The sequence below is a fragment of the Pseudomonas sp. AC532 genome (assembly GCF_979258965.1).
In genome coordinates, this window is sequence record NZ_OZ409888.1 from 3,697,334 (window position 1) to 3,713,046 (window position 15,713).

Consider the following 15,713-nt stretch of genomic DNA (forward strand, 5'->3'; position numbering starts at 1 on the left):
GCTTGCGACGGGTCAGTGCGGCCTAGCGCTTGCGCAGGGTCAGCCAGGTATCGACGCTGTACACCGCCAGGCCCGCCCAGATGAACAGGAAGGAGATGATCTTCGCGGGGTCGAAATGCTCGCCGAAGACGAACACGGCCAACAGCAACACCAGGGTCGGCGCTATGTACTGCAGGAAACCCAGGGTCGCGAAGGGCAGGTGGCGGGCCGCCGCGTTGAAACACACCAGGGGGATCAGGGTGACCGGCCCGGCGGCCATCAGCCACAACGCTTCGCTGGTGGTCCAGAACGCTGGCTGGCTGCTCATCGCCGCCGGGTGCAGAAGGATCCAGCCAATGGCCACCGGCAGCAACAGCCAGGTTTCCACCACCAGCCCGGGCAGTGCGGCGACCGGCGCTTTCTTGCGGATCAGGCCATAGGAGGCGAAGCTCAGCGCCAGGACCAGCGATACCCAGGGCAGGCTGCCGACCTGCCAGAGTTGCTGAGCGACGCCCGCTGCTGCCAGGCCGACGGCCACCCACTGCAGGCGGCGCAGGCGCTCACCGAGGATCAGCATGCCGAGCAGCACGTTGACCAAGGGGTTGATGTAGTAGCCCAGGCTGGCTTCGAGCATGCGCTCGTTGTTCACCGCCCATACGTAGACCAGCCAGTTACCGGCGATCAGTGAACCGCTGACGGCCAGTACCGCGAAGCGCCTGGGGTTGTCGAGCAACTCGCGCAGCCAGCCCGGGTGCTTCCACACGAGCAGCAGCAACGCACCGAACACTGCGGACCAGAGTGCCCGGTGGACGATGATTTCGACGGGCGGGACGGCCTGGATCGCCTTGAAATAGATCGGGAACAGGCCCCAGATGACGTAGGCGGAGAGACCCAGGATGTAGCCGCGGCGCAGGTCTGCGGTGGCCATGTAAGTCCTTAGCGAGGCTGGGAGAGACGCATCATTCTAGTGCGCAGTTGTCCGCTCGTTCAGCTTTTTTATCGCAGCCACCGCGCGCTCAAAACAGCTTCAGCGGCTCTTCGTTCAATGCGGCGATCTGCTCGCGCAGCATGAGAATCTGCTCGCCCCAGTAACGCTCGCTGCCGAACCAGGGAAAGCTCTGCGGAAAGGCCGGGTCGTCCCAGCGGCGTGCCAGCCAGGCGCTGTAGTGCATCAGGCGCAGCGAGCGAAACCCCTCGATCAGCGGCAGCTCGCGCGGGTTGAAGTCGTGGAACTCCTGATAGCCATCGACCAGCTCGGCGATCTGACCCAGCCGCTCGTGGCGCTCGCCGGCGAGCATCATCCACAGGTCCTGAATCGCCGGGCCCATGCGGCAGTCATCGAGGTCGACCATGTGATAGGTCTCGTCGCGGCACAGCAGATTGCCCGGGTGGCAGTCACCGTGCAGGCGTATCGCTTTGGCCGGGTGCTCCGCGAACAGCTGATCCAGACGCTTGAGGAGATCGCGTGCGACCGACTCATAGGCAGGCAGCAGGCTGCGCGGCACGAAGTTGCCTTCCAGCAGGGTCGCCAGGGAGGCGTGGCCGAAGTTGCTGACCTGCAGCGTTTCACGGTGTGCAAACGGGCGCAACGAGCCCACCGCATGCAGACGGCCGAGCAGCTGGCCGAGGCGGTAAAGCTGGTCGAGGTTGCCGGGCTCCGGCGCCCGGCCACCGCGGCGCGGAAACAGCGAAAAGCGAAAGCCGGCATGCTCGAACAAGGTTTCGCCGTCGCGCTGCAGCGGCGCCACCACCGGCACATCGCACTCGGCCAGTTCGGCGCTGAAGGTGTGTTCCTCGCGAATCGCTTCATCGGTCCAGCGCTGCGGGCGATAGAACTTGGCGATCAGCGGGGTTTCGCCCTCGATGCCCACTTGGTAGACGCGGTTCTCATAGCTGTTGAGTGCCAGCACGCGGGCATCGCTAAGGTAGCCCAGGCTTTCGACGGCATCCAGAACCAGATCGGGGGTGAGTGCGGCGAAAGGATGAGACATGGGCTACTCCATCGGTGGGCCGCAGAGTGTACCGCGTAGGGGCATCGGGCACGGGCACTATCGCTGTCGGACGCCAGCGGAGCGCAGCACGCCCGAGCATTGTCGGCAATGCCACCGGCTCGACCCGATGGCGCGTAGATGATCGCGGCCGTTCGGCAGAACCTGCAGCGCAAGCACCATTCGCCGCGAGGTCGCAGCTCCTACGATGCGTGAGTCCGTCCACGGTGCCTGGCGCCCCCATGCAGGAGCATCGACCCCGGCGCGAAAGCGATGGCGGCCGTTCGGCAGAACCTGCGGCGTCTGTGCGATTCGCCGCGAGGTCGCAGCTCCTACGATGCGTGAGTTCGTCCACGGTGCCTGGCGCCCCCCATGTAGGAGTGTCGACCCCGGCGCGAAGGCGATGGCGGCCGTTCGGCAGAGCCCGCAGCGCAAGCACCATTCGCCGCGAGGTCGCAGCTCCTACGATGCGTGAGTTCGTCCACGGTGCCTGGCGCCCCCCCATGTAGGAGTGTCGCCCCCGGCGCGAAAGCGATGGCGGCCGTTCGGCAGAACCTGCAGCGCAAGCACCATTCGCCGCGAGGTCGCAGCTCCTACGATGCGTGAGTCCGTCCACGGTGCCTGGCGCCCCCATGCAGGAGCATCGACCCCGGCGCGAAAGCGATGGCGGCCGTTCGGCAGAACCTGCGGCGTCTGTGCGATTCGCCGCGAGGTCGCAGCTCCTACGATGCGTGAGTTCGTCCACGGTGCCTGGCGCCCCCCATGTAGGAGTGTCGTCCCCGGCGCGAAGGCGATGGTGGCCGGCCAACGCTACCTGGGTATGAGCGCATTCCTGGCAAGGTCGCTGCGCCCATGGCACTTGGTCTTGTTAGCCCGTTGGAGAACGCGTTGCGGGACTCGCCGGCAGCGCCAGTTACTCAGTTCAGACCTGTGTGCCCAGCAGCACGTGGCTGGCCGCGAACTGGGCACGCACCGGGCTGCCTACCGCCAGCCCCAGGTCGGCGAGCTGCTCGACGGTCGCCTGGGCGCACAGGGTTTGCCCGTTGGGCAGGGCGATGCGCACTTCAGTGGCCCCGTCGGTTTCGGCGTGAATCTGCTCGATGTGCCCGAGCAGCTCGTTGAGGCCGGCATCTGCTGCCTGGTCGGGTGCGCTGAGTTGCAGCCAGCCGGCCTTGATCAGCACCATCAGCGGTGAGCCGGGTTGCAGGAGCAGGTGCCGGGTGCTGCTGCGGGTAATCTGCGCCGTGATCGACGCTCCGCCGGGCAACTCGATGTCGATCAGGTCATTGCCGCCCCGGGGCTGGATCGCCCGCACGCGACCACTCAACTGGTTACGCGCACTGGTACGCAACATCAGGCGGCCAAGCACCTGCAGGTCGGCGTCGTCGTCGACGGCTTGCAGCACCTCGGCCTGGATGGCCTGCAGGCGCTGATGCAATTGCAGCAGCCGCTCACCAGCCGGCGTCAGGCGCGCGCCGCCGCCGCCCTTGCCGCCGACGCTGCGGGCCACCAGCGGCTGCTCAGCGAGGTTGTTGAGCTCGTCGATGGCGTCCCAGGCGGCCTTGTAGCTCATGCCCGCTGCCTTGGCGGCGCGAGTGATCGAGCCTTGCGCGGCGATCTGCTCGAGCAGCGCGATGCGTTGCGGGCGGCGGGTTACATGTTGGGTAAGCAGCGCAAGGGTGGTCATGGGCAGGGCAGGGGTAATCACGACGGCTGGCCACTGTGCGCGCCCGCCCTGGGGCCGTCAATCATCGCCCGGTGCCGGGGTACGTGCCAGGCAGTAGACGTCGACCCGCGCCGCGCCAGCCCTGAGCAACTGACGGGCGAGCTGTTGCGCCGTGGCGCCAGTGGTCAGCACGTCGTCGACGAGGGCCACATGTCGCCCCTCCAGCCGTGCCCTGGGTGACACCGTGAAGGCGCCGCGCAGGTTGCGTCGGCGCGCGGCCGCATCGAGTTTCTGCTGCGCCGGGGCATCGCCGCTGCGCTGCAGCCAGTCACTGCATTGAGGGATCTGCAAGGTCTTGGCGAGCAACTGGGCGAGCATCTGCGCCTGGTTGAAGCCCCGCTGGCGCTGTCGTTTGGGCGACAACGGTACCGGCAGGAGCAGGTCGGGCCGCGGCAGGCCCTCGCTGAATGCGTGAGCCAGGTGGCGAGCCAGCAGATCGCCGAGCAAGCGGCCGACAGGCCAGCGAGCCTGGTGCTTGAAGCGATTGATCAGCGCATCCACCGGGAAGCCATACCGCCAGGGCGCCTCTACGCGGCTGAAGGCCGGTGGGCGCTTCAGACACGCGCCGCAGGTCAGCCCGTCTACCGAGAGGGGTAGGGCGCACACGCGGCAATGGGCGCCCAGCCAGGACAGTTCGGTGTCGCACTCCGTACAGAGGGGCAAGGGGGCGTCGACCGCTTCATCGCATAGCAGACAGGATTGTCTTATTTTTAACCAGTTGTAAACCATTCTGGTTAGTGGTGGTTGACAGCGCATAAGGCTTCCTTAACTATGCCGCACATCCGTGTTGGGTCTGCCTTGACTGTAGCAGGCCACCTGTAGAGAGGGATTCACCCCCATGAGCGCTCGCACCGCTGCCACCCTGCGTCACGATTGGAGCCTGGCTGAAGTCCGGGCATTGTTCGAACAGCCCTTCAACGACCTGCTGTTCCAGGCGCAGACCGTGCACCGCGCGCATTTCGATGCCAATCGCGTGCAGGTCTCGACCCTGCTCTCGATCAAGACCGGTGCCTGCCCCGAAGACTGCAAGTACTGCCCGCAGTCCGGCCACTACAACACCGGCCTGGACAAGCAAAAGCTGATGGAAGTGCAGAAGGTGCTCGAAGCGGCCGCCGAGGCCAAGGCCATCGGCTCGACCCGCTTCTGCATGGGCGCGGCCTGGAAGCACCCGTCCGCCAAGGACATGCCCTACGTGCTGAAAATGGTCGAGGGGGTGAAGGCCCTGGGCCTGGAAACCTGCATGACCCTGGGGCGTCTCGACCAGGAGCAGACCCGCGCGCTGGCCGATGCCGGCCTGGACTATTACAACCACAACCTCGACACCTCGCCGGAGTTCTACGGCAGCATCATCACCACCCGTACCTATTCCGAGCGCCTGCAGACGCTGGCCTACGTGCGCGAGTCGGGCATGAAGATCTGTTCCGGCGGCATCCTCGGCATGGGCGAATCGCTGGACGACCGTGCCGGCCTGCTGATCCAGTTGGCCAACCTGCCGGAGCACCCGGAGTCGGTGCCGATCAACATGCTGGTCAAGGTCGAGGGCACGCCGTTGGCCAATGAAGAGGATGTCGACCCGTTCGACTTCATCCGCATGCTGGCGGTGGCGCGCATCATGATGCCGAAATCCCATGTGCGGCTGTCGGCCGGGCGCGAGGCGATGAACGAGCAGATGCAGGCGCTGGCGTTTTTCGCCGGTGCCAACTCGATCTTCTACGGCGAGAAATTGCTGACCACCGCCAACCCGCAGGCCAGCAAGGACATGCAGTTGTTCGCCCGTCTCGGCATCCAGCCAGAGGCGCGGGAAGAGCACGCCGACGAGGTGCACCAGGCCGCCATCGAACAGGCGCTGGTCGAGCAGCGTGATTCGCGGATGTTCTACGACGCCGCCGTCTGAGGATATCGGCAGGCAGCGCGCAACGGCGCTGCCTGGCACCTGGAGTCTTTTATGTCATTCGATCTGGCCGGCCGCCTGGCCGCGCGTCGTGCTGCCGGTCTCTATCGCCAGCGGCCCCTGCTGGACAGCCCGCAAGCCCCCTTGGTCAGGGTGGATGGGCGCGAGCTGCTGGCCTTCTGTTCCAATGATTACCTTGGGCTGGCCAACCACCCGCAGGTGATCGAAGCCTGGCGCACAGGTGCCGCGCGCTGGGGCGTTGGCGGCGGCGCCTCGCACCTGGTCATCGGCCACAGCATGCCGCATCACGCGCTGGAGGAGGCCCTGGCCGATTTCACGGGGCGGCCACGCGCGCTGCTGTTTTCCACCGGCTACATGGCCAACCTGGGCGCGGTCACCGCGCTGGTCGGCAAGGGCGACACGGTGCTCGAGGATCGCCTCAACCATGCCTCGCTGCTCGACGCCGGCCTGCTCAGCGGGGCGCGTTTTTCGCGCTACCTGCACAATGACAGCGCCAGCCTCGCAACGCGCCTGGACAAGGCCGAGGGCAATACCCTGGTGGTGTGCGATGGCGTGTTCAGCATGGACGGCGACCTGGCCGACCTGCCGGCGTTGTGCGCCGAAGCGCGGCGCAAGGAGGCCTGGGTGATGGTCGATGACGCTCATGGTTTCGGTACCCTGGGCGCCACCGGTGGCGGCGTCGTCGAGCACTTCGGCCTTGGCATGGACGAGGTGCCGGTGCTGGTCGGCACACTGGGCAAGGCATTCGGCACCGCTGGCGCCTTCGTCGCCGGCAGCGACGCGCTGATCGACACCCTGGTGCAGTTCGCTCGGCCCTACATCTATACCACCAGCCAACCGCCCGCGCTGGCATGCGCGACGCTGAAGAGCCTTGAACTGTTGCGCAGCGAGCATTGGCGCCGCGAGCATCTGGCCATGCTGATCCAGCGGTTCCGCGTGGGAGCGGCAAGCATCGGCCTGCAGCTGATGGCCAGCGACACGCCCATCCAGCCGATCCTGATCGGCGACAGTGGCCGTGCCGTGGCCTTGTCAAAGGCGCTGCGCGAGTGCGGCATTCTGGTCACGGCGATTCGCCCGCCCACTGTACCCGCAGGCAGTGCTCGCCTGCGCGTCACGTTGTCCGCTGCCCACCAGTTCGATCAGGTGGATCGCCTGCTGGAAGCGCTCGCCCGTTGCTGGGCGCACGTGCCGGGAGAGCCGGCATGAGCGATCAGCGACTGATTCTGTTGGCGGGCTGGGGGCTGGGCACTGCCCCGCTGGATCCCCTGGCCGATGCGCTCCGTTCGCGGTTGCAGGTGCAGATAGAACCGCTGCCCGAGCGCACTCAGCTGCCGGCCGCGCAGTGGCTCGACGAGTTGCACGAGCGCTTGCCCGGTGGTGCCTGGCTGGGCGGCTGGTCACTGGGCGGCATGCTTGCCAGCCTGTTGGCGGCGCGGCGTGGCGCGGCGTGCCCGGGCTTGCTGACGCTGGCGAGCAATCCCTGCTTCGTTGCCAGCCCGGACTGGCCCACGGCCATGGCGGCGGCGACCTTCCAGGATTTTCGCGACGCCTACGGGCAGAGCCCGTCATCGACTCTCAAGCGCTTCGCCCTGTTGTGCAGCCAGGGCGCCGCGGATACCCGCTCGCTGTCGCGGGAGTTGCTGGCAGCGGCAGCCGGCGGCGCCTCGCAGGCCGGGCTCGATCTGCTCGCCACACTTGATACGCGAGCGGCGCTGCGCGGGTTCCGTGGACCGCAGTTGCATGTTTTCGCCGATGCCGATGCGCTGGTGCCGGTATGCGCTGCCGCGGCCGTCCAGGCGCTGCAACCTGCCGCCAGTGTTCAGTGCCTGAGTGGCGCGAGCCATGCCTTCGTGCTCGAACAGGCGGGCGATGTGGCGGCGCTGCTGAGCCGCTTCATGGAGGCGCAATCGTGAACGGGCTGCCCGACAAGCGCCAGGTAGCCGCGTCGTTCTCCAGGGCTGCCGCCAGCTATGACGGTGTAGCCGAACTGCAGCGCGACGTGGGCCGGCAGTTGCTGGCGCATCTGCAAATGGCGGAGCCGCCCCGGCGCTGGCTGGATCTGGGCAGTGGCACCGGCCACTTCAGCCGTGCGCTGGCCGCTCGCTATCCGTATGCGCAGGGCGTTGCCGTCGACATTGCCGAAGGCATGCTGCAACACGCCCGGCGCGCTGGCGGCGCGCAGTGCTTCGTCGCCGGCGACGCCGAACGACTGCCGCTGCGCGACCGCAGTTGCGACCTGATCTTCTCCAGCCTGGCGTTGCAATGGTGCGGCGATTTCCAGGCGGTGCTCGGTGAGGCGCGCCGGGTGTTGCGGCCCGGCGGCGTGTTGGCCTTCAGCAGCCTGTGCGTCGGCACCTTGCAGGAGTTGCGCGACAGCTGGCAGGCCGTCGATGGTTTCGTCCACGTCAACCGCTTTCGCGCCGTCGACGACTACCAGGCCCAGTGCGCCGCCAGCGACCTGCGGGTAGCGACGTTGCAGGTGCACGCGCACCGCATTCACTACGCGGATCTGCGTGGCCTCACCCACGGCCTCAAGGCCCTGGGTGCCCATAATCTCAATGCGGGGCGCCCGACCGGATTGACCGGGCGTGCTCGGTTGCGCGCGCTCGCCGATGCCTACGAGCAGTACCGCCAGCCCGAGGGGCTACCCTGCACCTACCAGGTCATCTACGGCGTTCTGCACAAGGAGCGATGCACATGAGTGCAGCCTATTTCATCACCGGCACCGACACCGAGGTCGGCAAGACCACCATCGCTGCCGGCCTGTTGCATGCGGCGCGACTCGCCGGCCTGTCGACCGCCGCCGCCAAGCCGGTCGCCTCCGGTTGTCAGCTCACTGCGCAGGGGCTGCGCAACGACGACGCCCTGGCGCTGCTCGCCCAGTGCAGCCTGCCGCTGCGTTACGAAGAGGTGAACCCGATGGCCTTCGCGCCGGCCATAGCCCCGCACCTTGCGGCCCGTGACCAAGGGCTGCGGCTCGACGTGGCGCAGCTGAGCGACGCGGTGCGCACTGTCCTGGGCAAGGGGGCGGACTTCACCCTGGTCGAAGGTGCTGGCGGTTGGCGCGTGCCGCTGACCGGCACGGCCAACCTGTCCGACCTGGCGCGTGCGCTGCAGTTGCCGGTGATTCTGGTGGTCGGGGTGCGCCTGGGCTGTATCAACCATGCCGTGCTGACGGCCGAGGCGATCATCGCGGACGGCTTGCCATTGGCCGGCTGGGTGGCCAACGTGGTCGACCCGCAGATGGCGCGCCTGCAGGACAATCTCGACACCCTGAGCGAGCGCCTGGCAACGCCCTGCCTCGGCCAGGTGCCGCACCTGCCACTGGCCAGCGCACAGCGGGTGGCAGGCCACCTCCATTTATCGCGATTGATGCTATAGAAGAAACACATCCGCATATTTTGGCTGTACGTTTTTTAAATGGCTTCTGCTTAAATACACGCCATGTAGTTACTGCAGCAGGAGACGTCCCATGCAGATTTCCTCCACCAGCGCCTTTACCGCTGGCATCAACACCATCCAGTCCGGCCAGCGCCGCGTCGATCAGGCTGCCGGCGAGATCGCCAAAGCACCGGTGACTGCCGAACGCGCCCAGGCCAACGAGCCCTCCGCGGCGCGGTCCGACATCGCCGACAACATGGTCGAGATGCGTGTCGGTCAGTACGAAGCACAAGCCGGCGCGCGCGTCGTGGCGACCGCGGACAAGGTGCTGGGCACTTTGATCGACGTTACCGCCTAAATCGCCGCGCCTTTTTCAGGCGCTCGGCTCCAGGGGGCGAGCGGCATGTACGTTGCTGGTTTTTCCTCCTCTTACTATCCCTCCTCGCCGTTATCGGCTCCTGCCCCTCGACCTGTCGAATCCGCCAGCTCCCCCGATCTCGCCCGCGCCGCTTTCGCGCCGGTGGCACCGGGTGCCGAGTCCGATTCCTCCAAAGCCGCAACGGCGCAGGACGAACAGGACAAGCCCGACGACTCCGCCGCACCTGCCAAGCCGGGTGAGCCGCGTACTGCCAAGCAAGAGCAGGCGCTGCAACTGGTCATCTCCGAACTGGCCAACCGCGACCGCGAGGTGCGCAGCCATGAGCAGGCACATGCCGCGGTCGGTGGCGCTCATGCCGGCGCACCTACCTACACATACACCCGCGGGCCGGATGGCAAACGCTACGCCTCGGGCGGTGAGGTGAGCATTGACGTCGGTGCCGTCGCCAATGATCCCCAGGCAACCCTGAGCAAGATGCAGATCGTCATCCGTGCGGCGTTGGCGCCTGCCGAACCGTCCGCCCAGGACCGTAGCGTGGCCAGCCAGGCTCAGGCGCAGATGGCGGTAGCGCGTGCCGAACTCGCCGCGATGCAGCGCCGCGAAGCGGAACAGACCCAGGCGTCGCCCGCCGACGAAAAGGGCCAGGAAAGCGACGACCCGTCAGTCACGCCAGCCGACACCGGCAGCCGCCCGCCGTCCCCCGACCTCAGCCTCTACGCCGCGTCCGCGGCCGATCAGCCCCCCTCAGCGCTACTCGATCTGCGCGCCTGAACATCCCGGAGCGGCCCTTGACAGTGGCTGGGCGTAAACGTATGTTTCAAACATGTGTTTGAGTCGTCGCGCAAGCTGTCGGCTCCCCGTATTACCCGTCTGCAAACGACCGTCCTTCGGTCACCCCCCAACATAAGAGACCACCCGCAGAGGTACCCGCTATGCCTGAATACAAGGCCCCCTTGCGCGATATCCGTTTCGTTCGTGACGAACTGCTCGGCTATGAAGCGCACTACCAGAGCCTGCCCGGCTGCCAGGACGCTACGCCAGACATGGTCGATGCCATCCTTGAGGAAGGCGCCAAGTTCTGCGAGCAGGTGCTCTCTCCGCTCAACCGCGTGGGTGATACCGAAGGCTGTACCTGGAGCGAGTCCGGTGTGAAAACGCCGACCGGCTTCAAGGAAGCCTACAAGCAGTTCGTCGAAGGCGGCTGGCCGAGCCTGGCCCATGACGTCGAGCACGGCGGCCAAGGCCTGCCGGAGTCGCTGGGCCTGGCCGTGAGCGAAATGGTCGGTACTGCCAACTGGTCGTGGGGCATGTACCCGGGCCTGTCCCACGGCGCGATGAACACCATTTCCGCCCACGGTACGCCCGAGCAGCAGCACACCTACCTGACCAAGCTGGTGTCCGGCGAGTGGACGGGCACCATGTGCCTGACCGAAGCCCATTGCGGCACCGACTTGGGCATGCTGCGCACGCGTGCCGAGCCTCAGGCCGACGGTTCCTACCAGATCACTGGCACCAAGATCTTCATCTCGGCCGGTGAACACGACATGGCCGATAACATCGTTCACATCGTGCTGGCCCGCCTGCCCGATGCGCCGGCTGGTACCAAGGGTATTTCCCTGTTCATCGTGCCCAAGTTTCTGCCCAACGCCGAGGGCGGCGTCGGTGAGCGCAATGGCGTGAACTGTGGCTCCATCGAACACAAGATGGGCATTCACGGCAACGCCACCTGCGTGATGAACTTCGACGCGGCCACCGGCTTCCTGATCGGCCCGCCGAACAAGGGCCTGAACTGCATGTTCACCTTCATGAACACTGCACGCCTGGGCACTGCGCTCCAGGGGCTGGCGCACGCCGAGCTCGGCTTCCAGGGGGCGATCAAATACGCCCGTGACCGTCTGCAGATGCGTTCGCTGACCGGCCCGAAAGCACCGGACAAGGCTGCCGACCCGATCATCGTGCACCCTGATGTTCGCCGTATGCTGCTGACCATGAAGGCCTTCGCCGAGGGCAATCGGGCGATGGTGTATTTCACCGCCAAGCAGGTGGACATCCTCACGCACAGCCAGGACGAAGAGCAGAAGAAAGCCGCCGACGGCCTGATGGCCTTCCTGACGCCGATTGCCAAGGCCTTCATGACCGAGGTCGGCTTCGAGTCGGCCTCCCACGGCATGCAGATCTTTGGTGGCCACGGGTTCATCAGCGAGTGGGGCATGGAGCAGAACCTGCGCGATTGCCGCATTTCGATGATGTACGAAGGCACCACCGGCGTTCAGGCCCTCGACCTGCTGGGTCGCAAGGTGTTGATGACCCAGGGCGAAGCGCTCAAGGGCTTCACCAAGATCGTCCACAAGTTCTGCCAGGCCAATGAAGGCAACGAATCCATCAAGGCATTCGTCGAGCCGCTGGCCAAGCTGAACAAGGAGTGGGGCGAGCTGACGATGAAGATCGGCATGGCGGCCATGAAGGACCGCGAGGAAGTCGGCGCGGCATCGGTGGACTACCTGATGTACTCCGGTTATGCCTGCCTGGCGTATTTCTGGGCAGACATGGCCCGTGTCGCCGCCGAGAAGATCGCCTCCGGCAACGGTGACCAGGCGTTCTACAAGGCCAAGTTGCAGACCGCACAGTTCTACTATGCGCGCATCCTGCCGCGTACCCGCACCCACGTGGCGGCCATGCTGTCCGGTGCGGGCAGCCTGATGGACATGAGCGAGGAAGACTTCGCGCTGGGTTACTGACAGTCGGGCGTCGACCTGAAAACCGCGGCCCCCGGGTCGCGGTTTTTTTATGGCTGCCATTTCTCGCTCGCCGTTGATCCGCAAGGACCCCAGGTCATCAGTGCAGCACAAACGAGGCGTGCAGATCCCGTGCGTTGGGCGCTGAATACAGGCAAAATGCCAGGCCATTACCGTGATAGCGGAGTTTCTCTTGTCGCGCCTAGCCGCTCTGCGCTTGGGACATTTCCTGCCTGCATTGCTGCTGCTGGGGAGTGGGCTGCTGGCCGCTACCCTGCCAACGCTGACCGACTTCTTCACGTCGCTTTTCAATGTGTTGCCTACCCTGTTGTTGCTGCTGGGGGGCACCTTCTGCGTGGTCTATGGGCGCCAGCGCGAGCTGTTCATGCTGCTGGTGCTGTACCTGGGCTATTTCGTACTCGACGAGCAGGCCGACTACTTTCGTGATTTTGGCCGGGTACGCGAAGACGCGGCCCTGGTCTTTCACCTCTGCAGCCTGCTGTTGCCGGTGCTCTATGGCCTGTTCGCGCTGTGGCGCGAGCGTACCCACCTGATACAGGATCTGGTGGCCCGCGTGGCCGTGCTGCTGGCGGTGTGCGCAGTCGCTGCAGGGCTGGCGCGGCGTTATCCCCAGGCACTGGAGCAGTGGCTCTCGGTGATCCGCTGGCCGGCGCTGCATGCCGAGTGGATGAACCTGGTGCAACTGGCCTATCCGTTGTTCATGCTGGTCATCGTCGCGCTGCTGGTGCAGTACCTGCGCGCGCCGCGCCCGGTGCACGCGGTGCAGTGCGTCGGGGTGATTGCGCTGTTGTGGATGCTGCCCAACACGTTCATCCAGCCCCATGCGCTGCAGGTGATGTCCAGCGTGGTGATGCTGATGATCGTCGTTGGTGTGGCCCACGAGGCTTACCAGATGGCCTTCCGTGACGAGCTGACCGGGCTGCCGGGGCGTCGCGCGCTCAACGAGCGTCTGCAGCGGCTGGGGCGCAATTACGTGCTGGCCATGGCCGATGTCGACCACTTCAAGAAATTCAACGACACCCATGGCCATGATGTCGGCGACCAGGTGCTGCGCGTGGTTGCCAGCCAGCTGCGCAAGGTGGGCGGTGGCGGCAAGGTGTATCGCTATGGTGGCGAGGAATTCACCCTGGTGTTCGCCGGCAAGACCATCGAGCAGTGTCTGCCGCACCTTGAGGCGATACGCCAGGCTGTCGAGCACTACCGGATTCAGCTGCGTGATCGCCAGCAGCGTCCCAGTGATGACCAGGTGGGGAGGCAGCGGCGCAGTGGCGCGGGCGCCAGCCAGGTATCGGTGACGGTCAGTATCGGCGTGGCCCAGCGCGGCGAGCAGCAGCGAAGCGTCGAGGAGGTGCTCAAGGCTGCCGACAAGGCGCTCTATGGTGCCAAGAGCGCCGGGCGCAACTGTGTCAGCAGTCAGTCGCAGAAGCGTGGTGCCGTCAAAATCAAAGCCGAGCGAGCCTGACCCAGGGCGTGATCGGTCAGTGGCTGATCGGTCACGACACGACCCTATGTGTCTGAAAAGTTGTTGGGCTAGACTCGGCTTCTGAACGTGCTCCCGAGGATTTCCCATGGCCGATTATCAAGCTCCCCTGCGTGACATGCGCTTCGTGCTCAACGAGGTTTTACAGGTCTCCAGGCTCTGGGCGCAGCTGCCTGCCCTGGCCGAGGTGGTCGATGAAGAGACCGCCAACGCCATTCTCGAGGAAGCCGGCAAGATCACCGCAGGTATGATCGCCCCGCTGAACCGGGCCAGCGATGAGCAAGGCTGTTCCTGGGCCGATGGGGTAGTCACCACGCCAGCCGGATTCATCGAGGCGTACAAGGCCTACGCCGAGGGCGGCTGGGTGGGCGTCGGCGGCGATCCACAGTTTGGCGGCATGGGCATGCCCAAGGTGATTTCCGCCCAGGTCGAAGAGATGGTCAATTCCTCCAGCCTGTCGTTCGGCCTCTACCCGATGCTCACCGCAGGCGCCTGCCTGTCGATCAACGCACACGCCAGCGAGGAGCTGAAACAGGCCTACCTGCCAAACATGTATGCCGGCGTGTGGGCCGGCTCCATGTGCCTGACCGAACCCCATGCCGGCACCGACCTGGGCATCATCCGTACCAAGGCCGAACCTCAGGCCGACGGCAGCTACAAGGTCAGCGGCACGAAGATCTTCATCACTGGCGGCGAGCACGACCTCACCGAAAACATCATCCATCTGGTGCTGGCCAAACTGCCGGACGCGCCTGCCGGGCCGAAGGGCATTTCGCTGTTTCTGGTGCCCAAGTTCCTGGTCAATGCCGATGGCTCGTTGGGCGAGCGCAACGCGCTGTCCTGTGGCTCGATCGAGCACAAGATGGGCATCAAGGCGTCGAGTACCTGTGTAATGAACTTCGATGGCGCCACCGGTTACATCATCGATGCGCCGAACCGTGGCCTGGCGGCGATGTTCACCATGATGAACTACGAACGACTCGGGGTCGGCATTCAAGGTCTGTCGACCGGCGAGCGCTCCTACCAGAGCGCCATCGAGTACGCCCGCGAGCGCATTCAGAGTCGCGCCCCGAGCGGCGCGGTGGCCAAGGACAAGGTCGCCGACCCGATCATCGTGCACCCGGACGTGCGTCGCATGCTGCTGACCATGAAAGCCCTCAACGAGGGGGGGCGTGCTTTTTCGAGCTACGTGGCCGTGCAGCTCGACACCGCCAAATACAGCGAAGACCCGACCACCCGCAAGCGCGCCGAGGAACTGGTCGCCTTGTTGACCCCGGTGGCCAAGGCGTTCTTGACCGACCTCGGGCTGGAAACCACGATTCACGGCCAGCAGGTTTTTGGTGGGCACGGTTACGTGCGTGAATGGGGGCAGGAGCAACTGGTGCGCGACTGCCGCATCACGCAGATCTACGAAGGCACCAATGGCATTCAGGCGCTGGATCTTGTGGGCCGCAAAGTGGTTGGCAGTGGTGGCGCCTTCTCGCAGCATTTCACCGATGAGATTCGTGCCTTCGCCAACGCCGCTGATGCACCGCCCGCGGAGTTCAGCGAGCCGCTGCTGGCCGCGGTCGCCATCCTGGAGGTGCAAACCACCGCGTTGCTCGAGCGCGCCCGCAGCAACCCCAACGAGATCGGCGCAGCCTCGGTCGAGTACCTGCACCTGTTCGGTTACACCGCCTACGCCTACATGTGGGCAATGATGGCCAAGGCGGCGCTGGGCAAGGAAGGGCAGGAGGATTTCTATGCCAGCAAGCTGGGCACCGCGCGGTTCTACTTCGCCCGCCTGCTGCCACGCATCCATTCGCTGAGCGCCTCGGTGAGCGCCGGCAGCGAGAGCCTGTACCTGCTCGCAGCCGAACAGTTCTGAGCCGCTGCAGGCCCCGTGTTTACTGGCATGGCCGTGTAGGTCATGGCTTACACGTGGTTCTGCCTTTAGCCACTGTCGACGCCTTCAGGCGAAGCGTAATCTTCACTTCAAGGACTTAGCGCAGGAAGCGCACTGAACAGACAGGGATACGTGGGACGCAGCCAGGATGGCGCGATGATCAAGGATGTCAGAATTGAGTCTGTAAAAACCCTGCTTCGGCGGGGTTTTCTTTTTGGGGCGGATAA

Annotated in this window: 14 protein-coding genes; 10 read left to right on the top strand and 4 right to left on the bottom strand. The window is 65.5% G+C overall.

Annotation, left to right across the window (positions count from 1 at the left end; all coding sequences use genetic code 11):
- Positions 1-22: 22 nt before the first annotated feature.
- From rarD to ACZ0AV_RS17230, 4 genes are all read right to left on the bottom strand, one after another.
- Entirely contained in the window at positions 23-907 is an 885-nt protein-coding gene (rarD, locus tag ACZ0AV_RS17215; protein ID WP_499152150.1) for an EamA family transporter RarD, read from the bottom strand.
- 88 nt (positions 908-995) lie between these two features.
- Positions 996-1,970 (bottom strand): serine/threonine protein kinase, encoded by a 975-nt coding sequence (locus ACZ0AV_RS17220; RefSeq protein WP_499152151.1) that lies wholly within the window; start codon positions 1,968-1,970, stop codon positions 996-998.
- Positions 1,971-2,889: 919 nt separating this feature from the next.
- Positions 2,890-3,654, bottom strand: a complete 765-nt coding sequence (locus ACZ0AV_RS17225) for a TOBE domain-containing protein (protein ID WP_499153384.1) — start codon at positions 3,652-3,654, stop codon at positions 2,890-2,892.
- Positions 3,655-3,711: 57 nt separating this feature from the next.
- Complete coding sequence (locus ACZ0AV_RS17230; RefSeq protein ID WP_499152152.1) at positions 3,712-4,449, bottom strand: ComFC family protein; 738 nt, start codon at positions 4,447-4,449, stop codon at positions 3,712-3,714.
- Between the two features lie 82 nt (positions 4,450-4,531).
- Between ACZ0AV_RS17230 and bioB the strand changes: the two genes are divergently transcribed.
- The 10 genes from bioB to ACZ0AV_RS17280 all read left to right on the top strand — a co-directional run bounded on the left by bioB (position 4,532) and on the right by ACZ0AV_RS17280 (position 15,468).
- Positions 4,532-5,587, top strand: a complete 1,056-nt coding sequence (bioB, locus tag ACZ0AV_RS17235; RefSeq protein ID WP_499152153.1) for a biotin synthase BioB — start codon at positions 4,532-4,534, stop codon at positions 5,585-5,587.
- 51 nt (positions 5,588-5,638) lie between these two features.
- A complete protein-coding gene (gene bioF / locus ACZ0AV_RS17240) occupies positions 5,639-6,811 on the top strand; it encodes an 8-amino-7-oxononanoate synthase (RefSeq protein ID WP_499152154.1) in 1,173 nt (390 codons plus the stop codon).
- Positions 6,808-7,518: an alpha/beta fold hydrolase gene (locus tag ACZ0AV_RS17245; RefSeq protein WP_499152155.1), complete on the top strand. Its 711-nt coding sequence runs from the start codon at positions 6,808-6,810 to the stop codon at positions 7,516-7,518. Before bioF ends, ACZ0AV_RS17245 begins: the two co-directional genes overlap by 4 nt.
- Positions 7,512-8,306 carry a malonyl-ACP O-methyltransferase BioC gene (gene bioC, locus ACZ0AV_RS17250; RefSeq protein ID WP_499153385.1) on the top strand — a complete coding sequence of 265 codons (795 nt, stop codon included), beginning with the start codon at positions 7,512-7,514 and terminating at the stop codon, positions 8,304-8,306. Before ACZ0AV_RS17245 ends, bioC begins: the two co-directional genes overlap by 7 nt.
- Entirely contained in the window at positions 8,303-8,986 is a 684-nt protein-coding gene (gene bioD, locus ACZ0AV_RS17255) for a dethiobiotin synthase (RefSeq protein WP_499152156.1), read from the top strand. The genes bioC and bioD overlap by 4 nt, the downstream gene beginning before the upstream one ends.
- Positions 8,987-9,077: 91 nt before the next feature.
- Positions 9,078-9,344, top strand: a complete 267-nt coding sequence (locus ACZ0AV_RS17260) for a hypothetical protein (protein ID WP_499152157.1) — start codon at positions 9,078-9,080, stop codon at positions 9,342-9,344.
- A 45-nt stretch (positions 9,345-9,389) separates the two neighbouring features.
- Positions 9,390-10,136, top strand: coding sequence for a putative metalloprotease CJM1_0395 family protein (locus ACZ0AV_RS17265; RefSeq protein WP_499152158.1), 747 nt, complete (start codon positions 9,390-9,392; stop codon positions 10,134-10,136).
- Positions 10,137-10,297: 161 nt separating this feature from the next.
- Positions 10,298-12,103, top strand: coding sequence for a phenylacyl-CoA dehydrogenase (locus tag ACZ0AV_RS17270; RefSeq protein ID WP_499152159.1), 1,806 nt, complete (start codon positions 10,298-10,300; stop codon positions 12,101-12,103).
- A gap of 190 nt (positions 12,104-12,293) precedes the next feature.
- On the top strand, positions 12,294-13,583 hold the full coding sequence (locus ACZ0AV_RS17275; RefSeq protein WP_499152160.1) for a GGDEF domain-containing protein: 1,290 nt from the start codon (positions 12,294-12,296) through the stop codon (positions 13,581-13,583).
- Between the two features lie 106 nt (positions 13,584-13,689).
- Positions 13,690-15,468 carry an acyl-CoA dehydrogenase C-terminal domain-containing protein gene (locus tag ACZ0AV_RS17280; protein ID WP_499152161.1) on the top strand — a complete coding sequence of 593 codons (1,779 nt, stop codon included), beginning with the start codon at positions 13,690-13,692 and terminating at the stop codon, positions 15,466-15,468.
- The last annotated feature ends 245 nt before the right edge of the window (positions 15,469-15,713 follow it).

Excerpts from the sequence above, each read along its gene's own strand:
- ACZ0AV_RS17225 (WP_499153384.1), bottom strand. The coding sequence starts at position 3,654 with ATGACCACCCTTGCGCTGCTTACCCAACATGTAACCCGCCGCCCGCAA.
- ACZ0AV_RS17270 (WP_499152159.1), top strand. The coding sequence starts at position 10,298 with ATGCCTGAATACAAGGCCCCCTTGCGCGATATCCGTTTCGTTCGTGAC.
- bioD (WP_499152156.1), top strand. The coding sequence starts at position 8,303 with ATGAGTGCAGCCTATTTCATCACCGGCACCGACACCGAGGTCGGCAAG.
- ACZ0AV_RS17245 (WP_499152155.1), top strand. The coding sequence starts at position 6,808 with ATGAGCGATCAGCGACTGATTCTGTTGGCGGGCTGGGGGCTGGGCACT.
- ACZ0AV_RS17280 (WP_499152161.1), top strand. The coding sequence starts at position 13,690 with ATGGCCGATTATCAAGCTCCCCTGCGTGACATGCGCTTCGTGCTCAAC.
- ACZ0AV_RS17220 (WP_499152151.1), bottom strand. The coding sequence starts at position 1,970 with ATGTCTCATCCTTTCGCCGCACTCACCCCCGATCTGGTTCTGGATGCC.
- bioF (WP_499152154.1), top strand. The coding sequence starts at position 5,639 with ATGTCATTCGATCTGGCCGGCCGCCTGGCCGCGCGTCGTGCTGCCGGT.
- rarD (WP_499152150.1), bottom strand. The coding sequence starts at position 907 with ATGGCCACCGCAGACCTGCGCCGCGGCTACATCCTGGGTCTCTCCGCC.
- ACZ0AV_RS17230 (WP_499152152.1), bottom strand. The coding sequence starts at position 4,449 with ATGCGCTGTCAACCACCACTAACCAGAATGGTTTACAACTGGTTAAAA.
- ACZ0AV_RS17260 (WP_499152157.1), top strand. The coding sequence starts at position 9,078 with ATGCAGATTTCCTCCACCAGCGCCTTTACCGCTGGCATCAACACCATC.
- ACZ0AV_RS17265 (WP_499152158.1), top strand. The coding sequence starts at position 9,390 with ATGTACGTTGCTGGTTTTTCCTCCTCTTACTATCCCTCCTCGCCGTTA.
- bioB (WP_499152153.1), top strand. The coding sequence starts at position 4,532 with ATGAGCGCTCGCACCGCTGCCACCCTGCGTCACGATTGGAGCCTGGCT.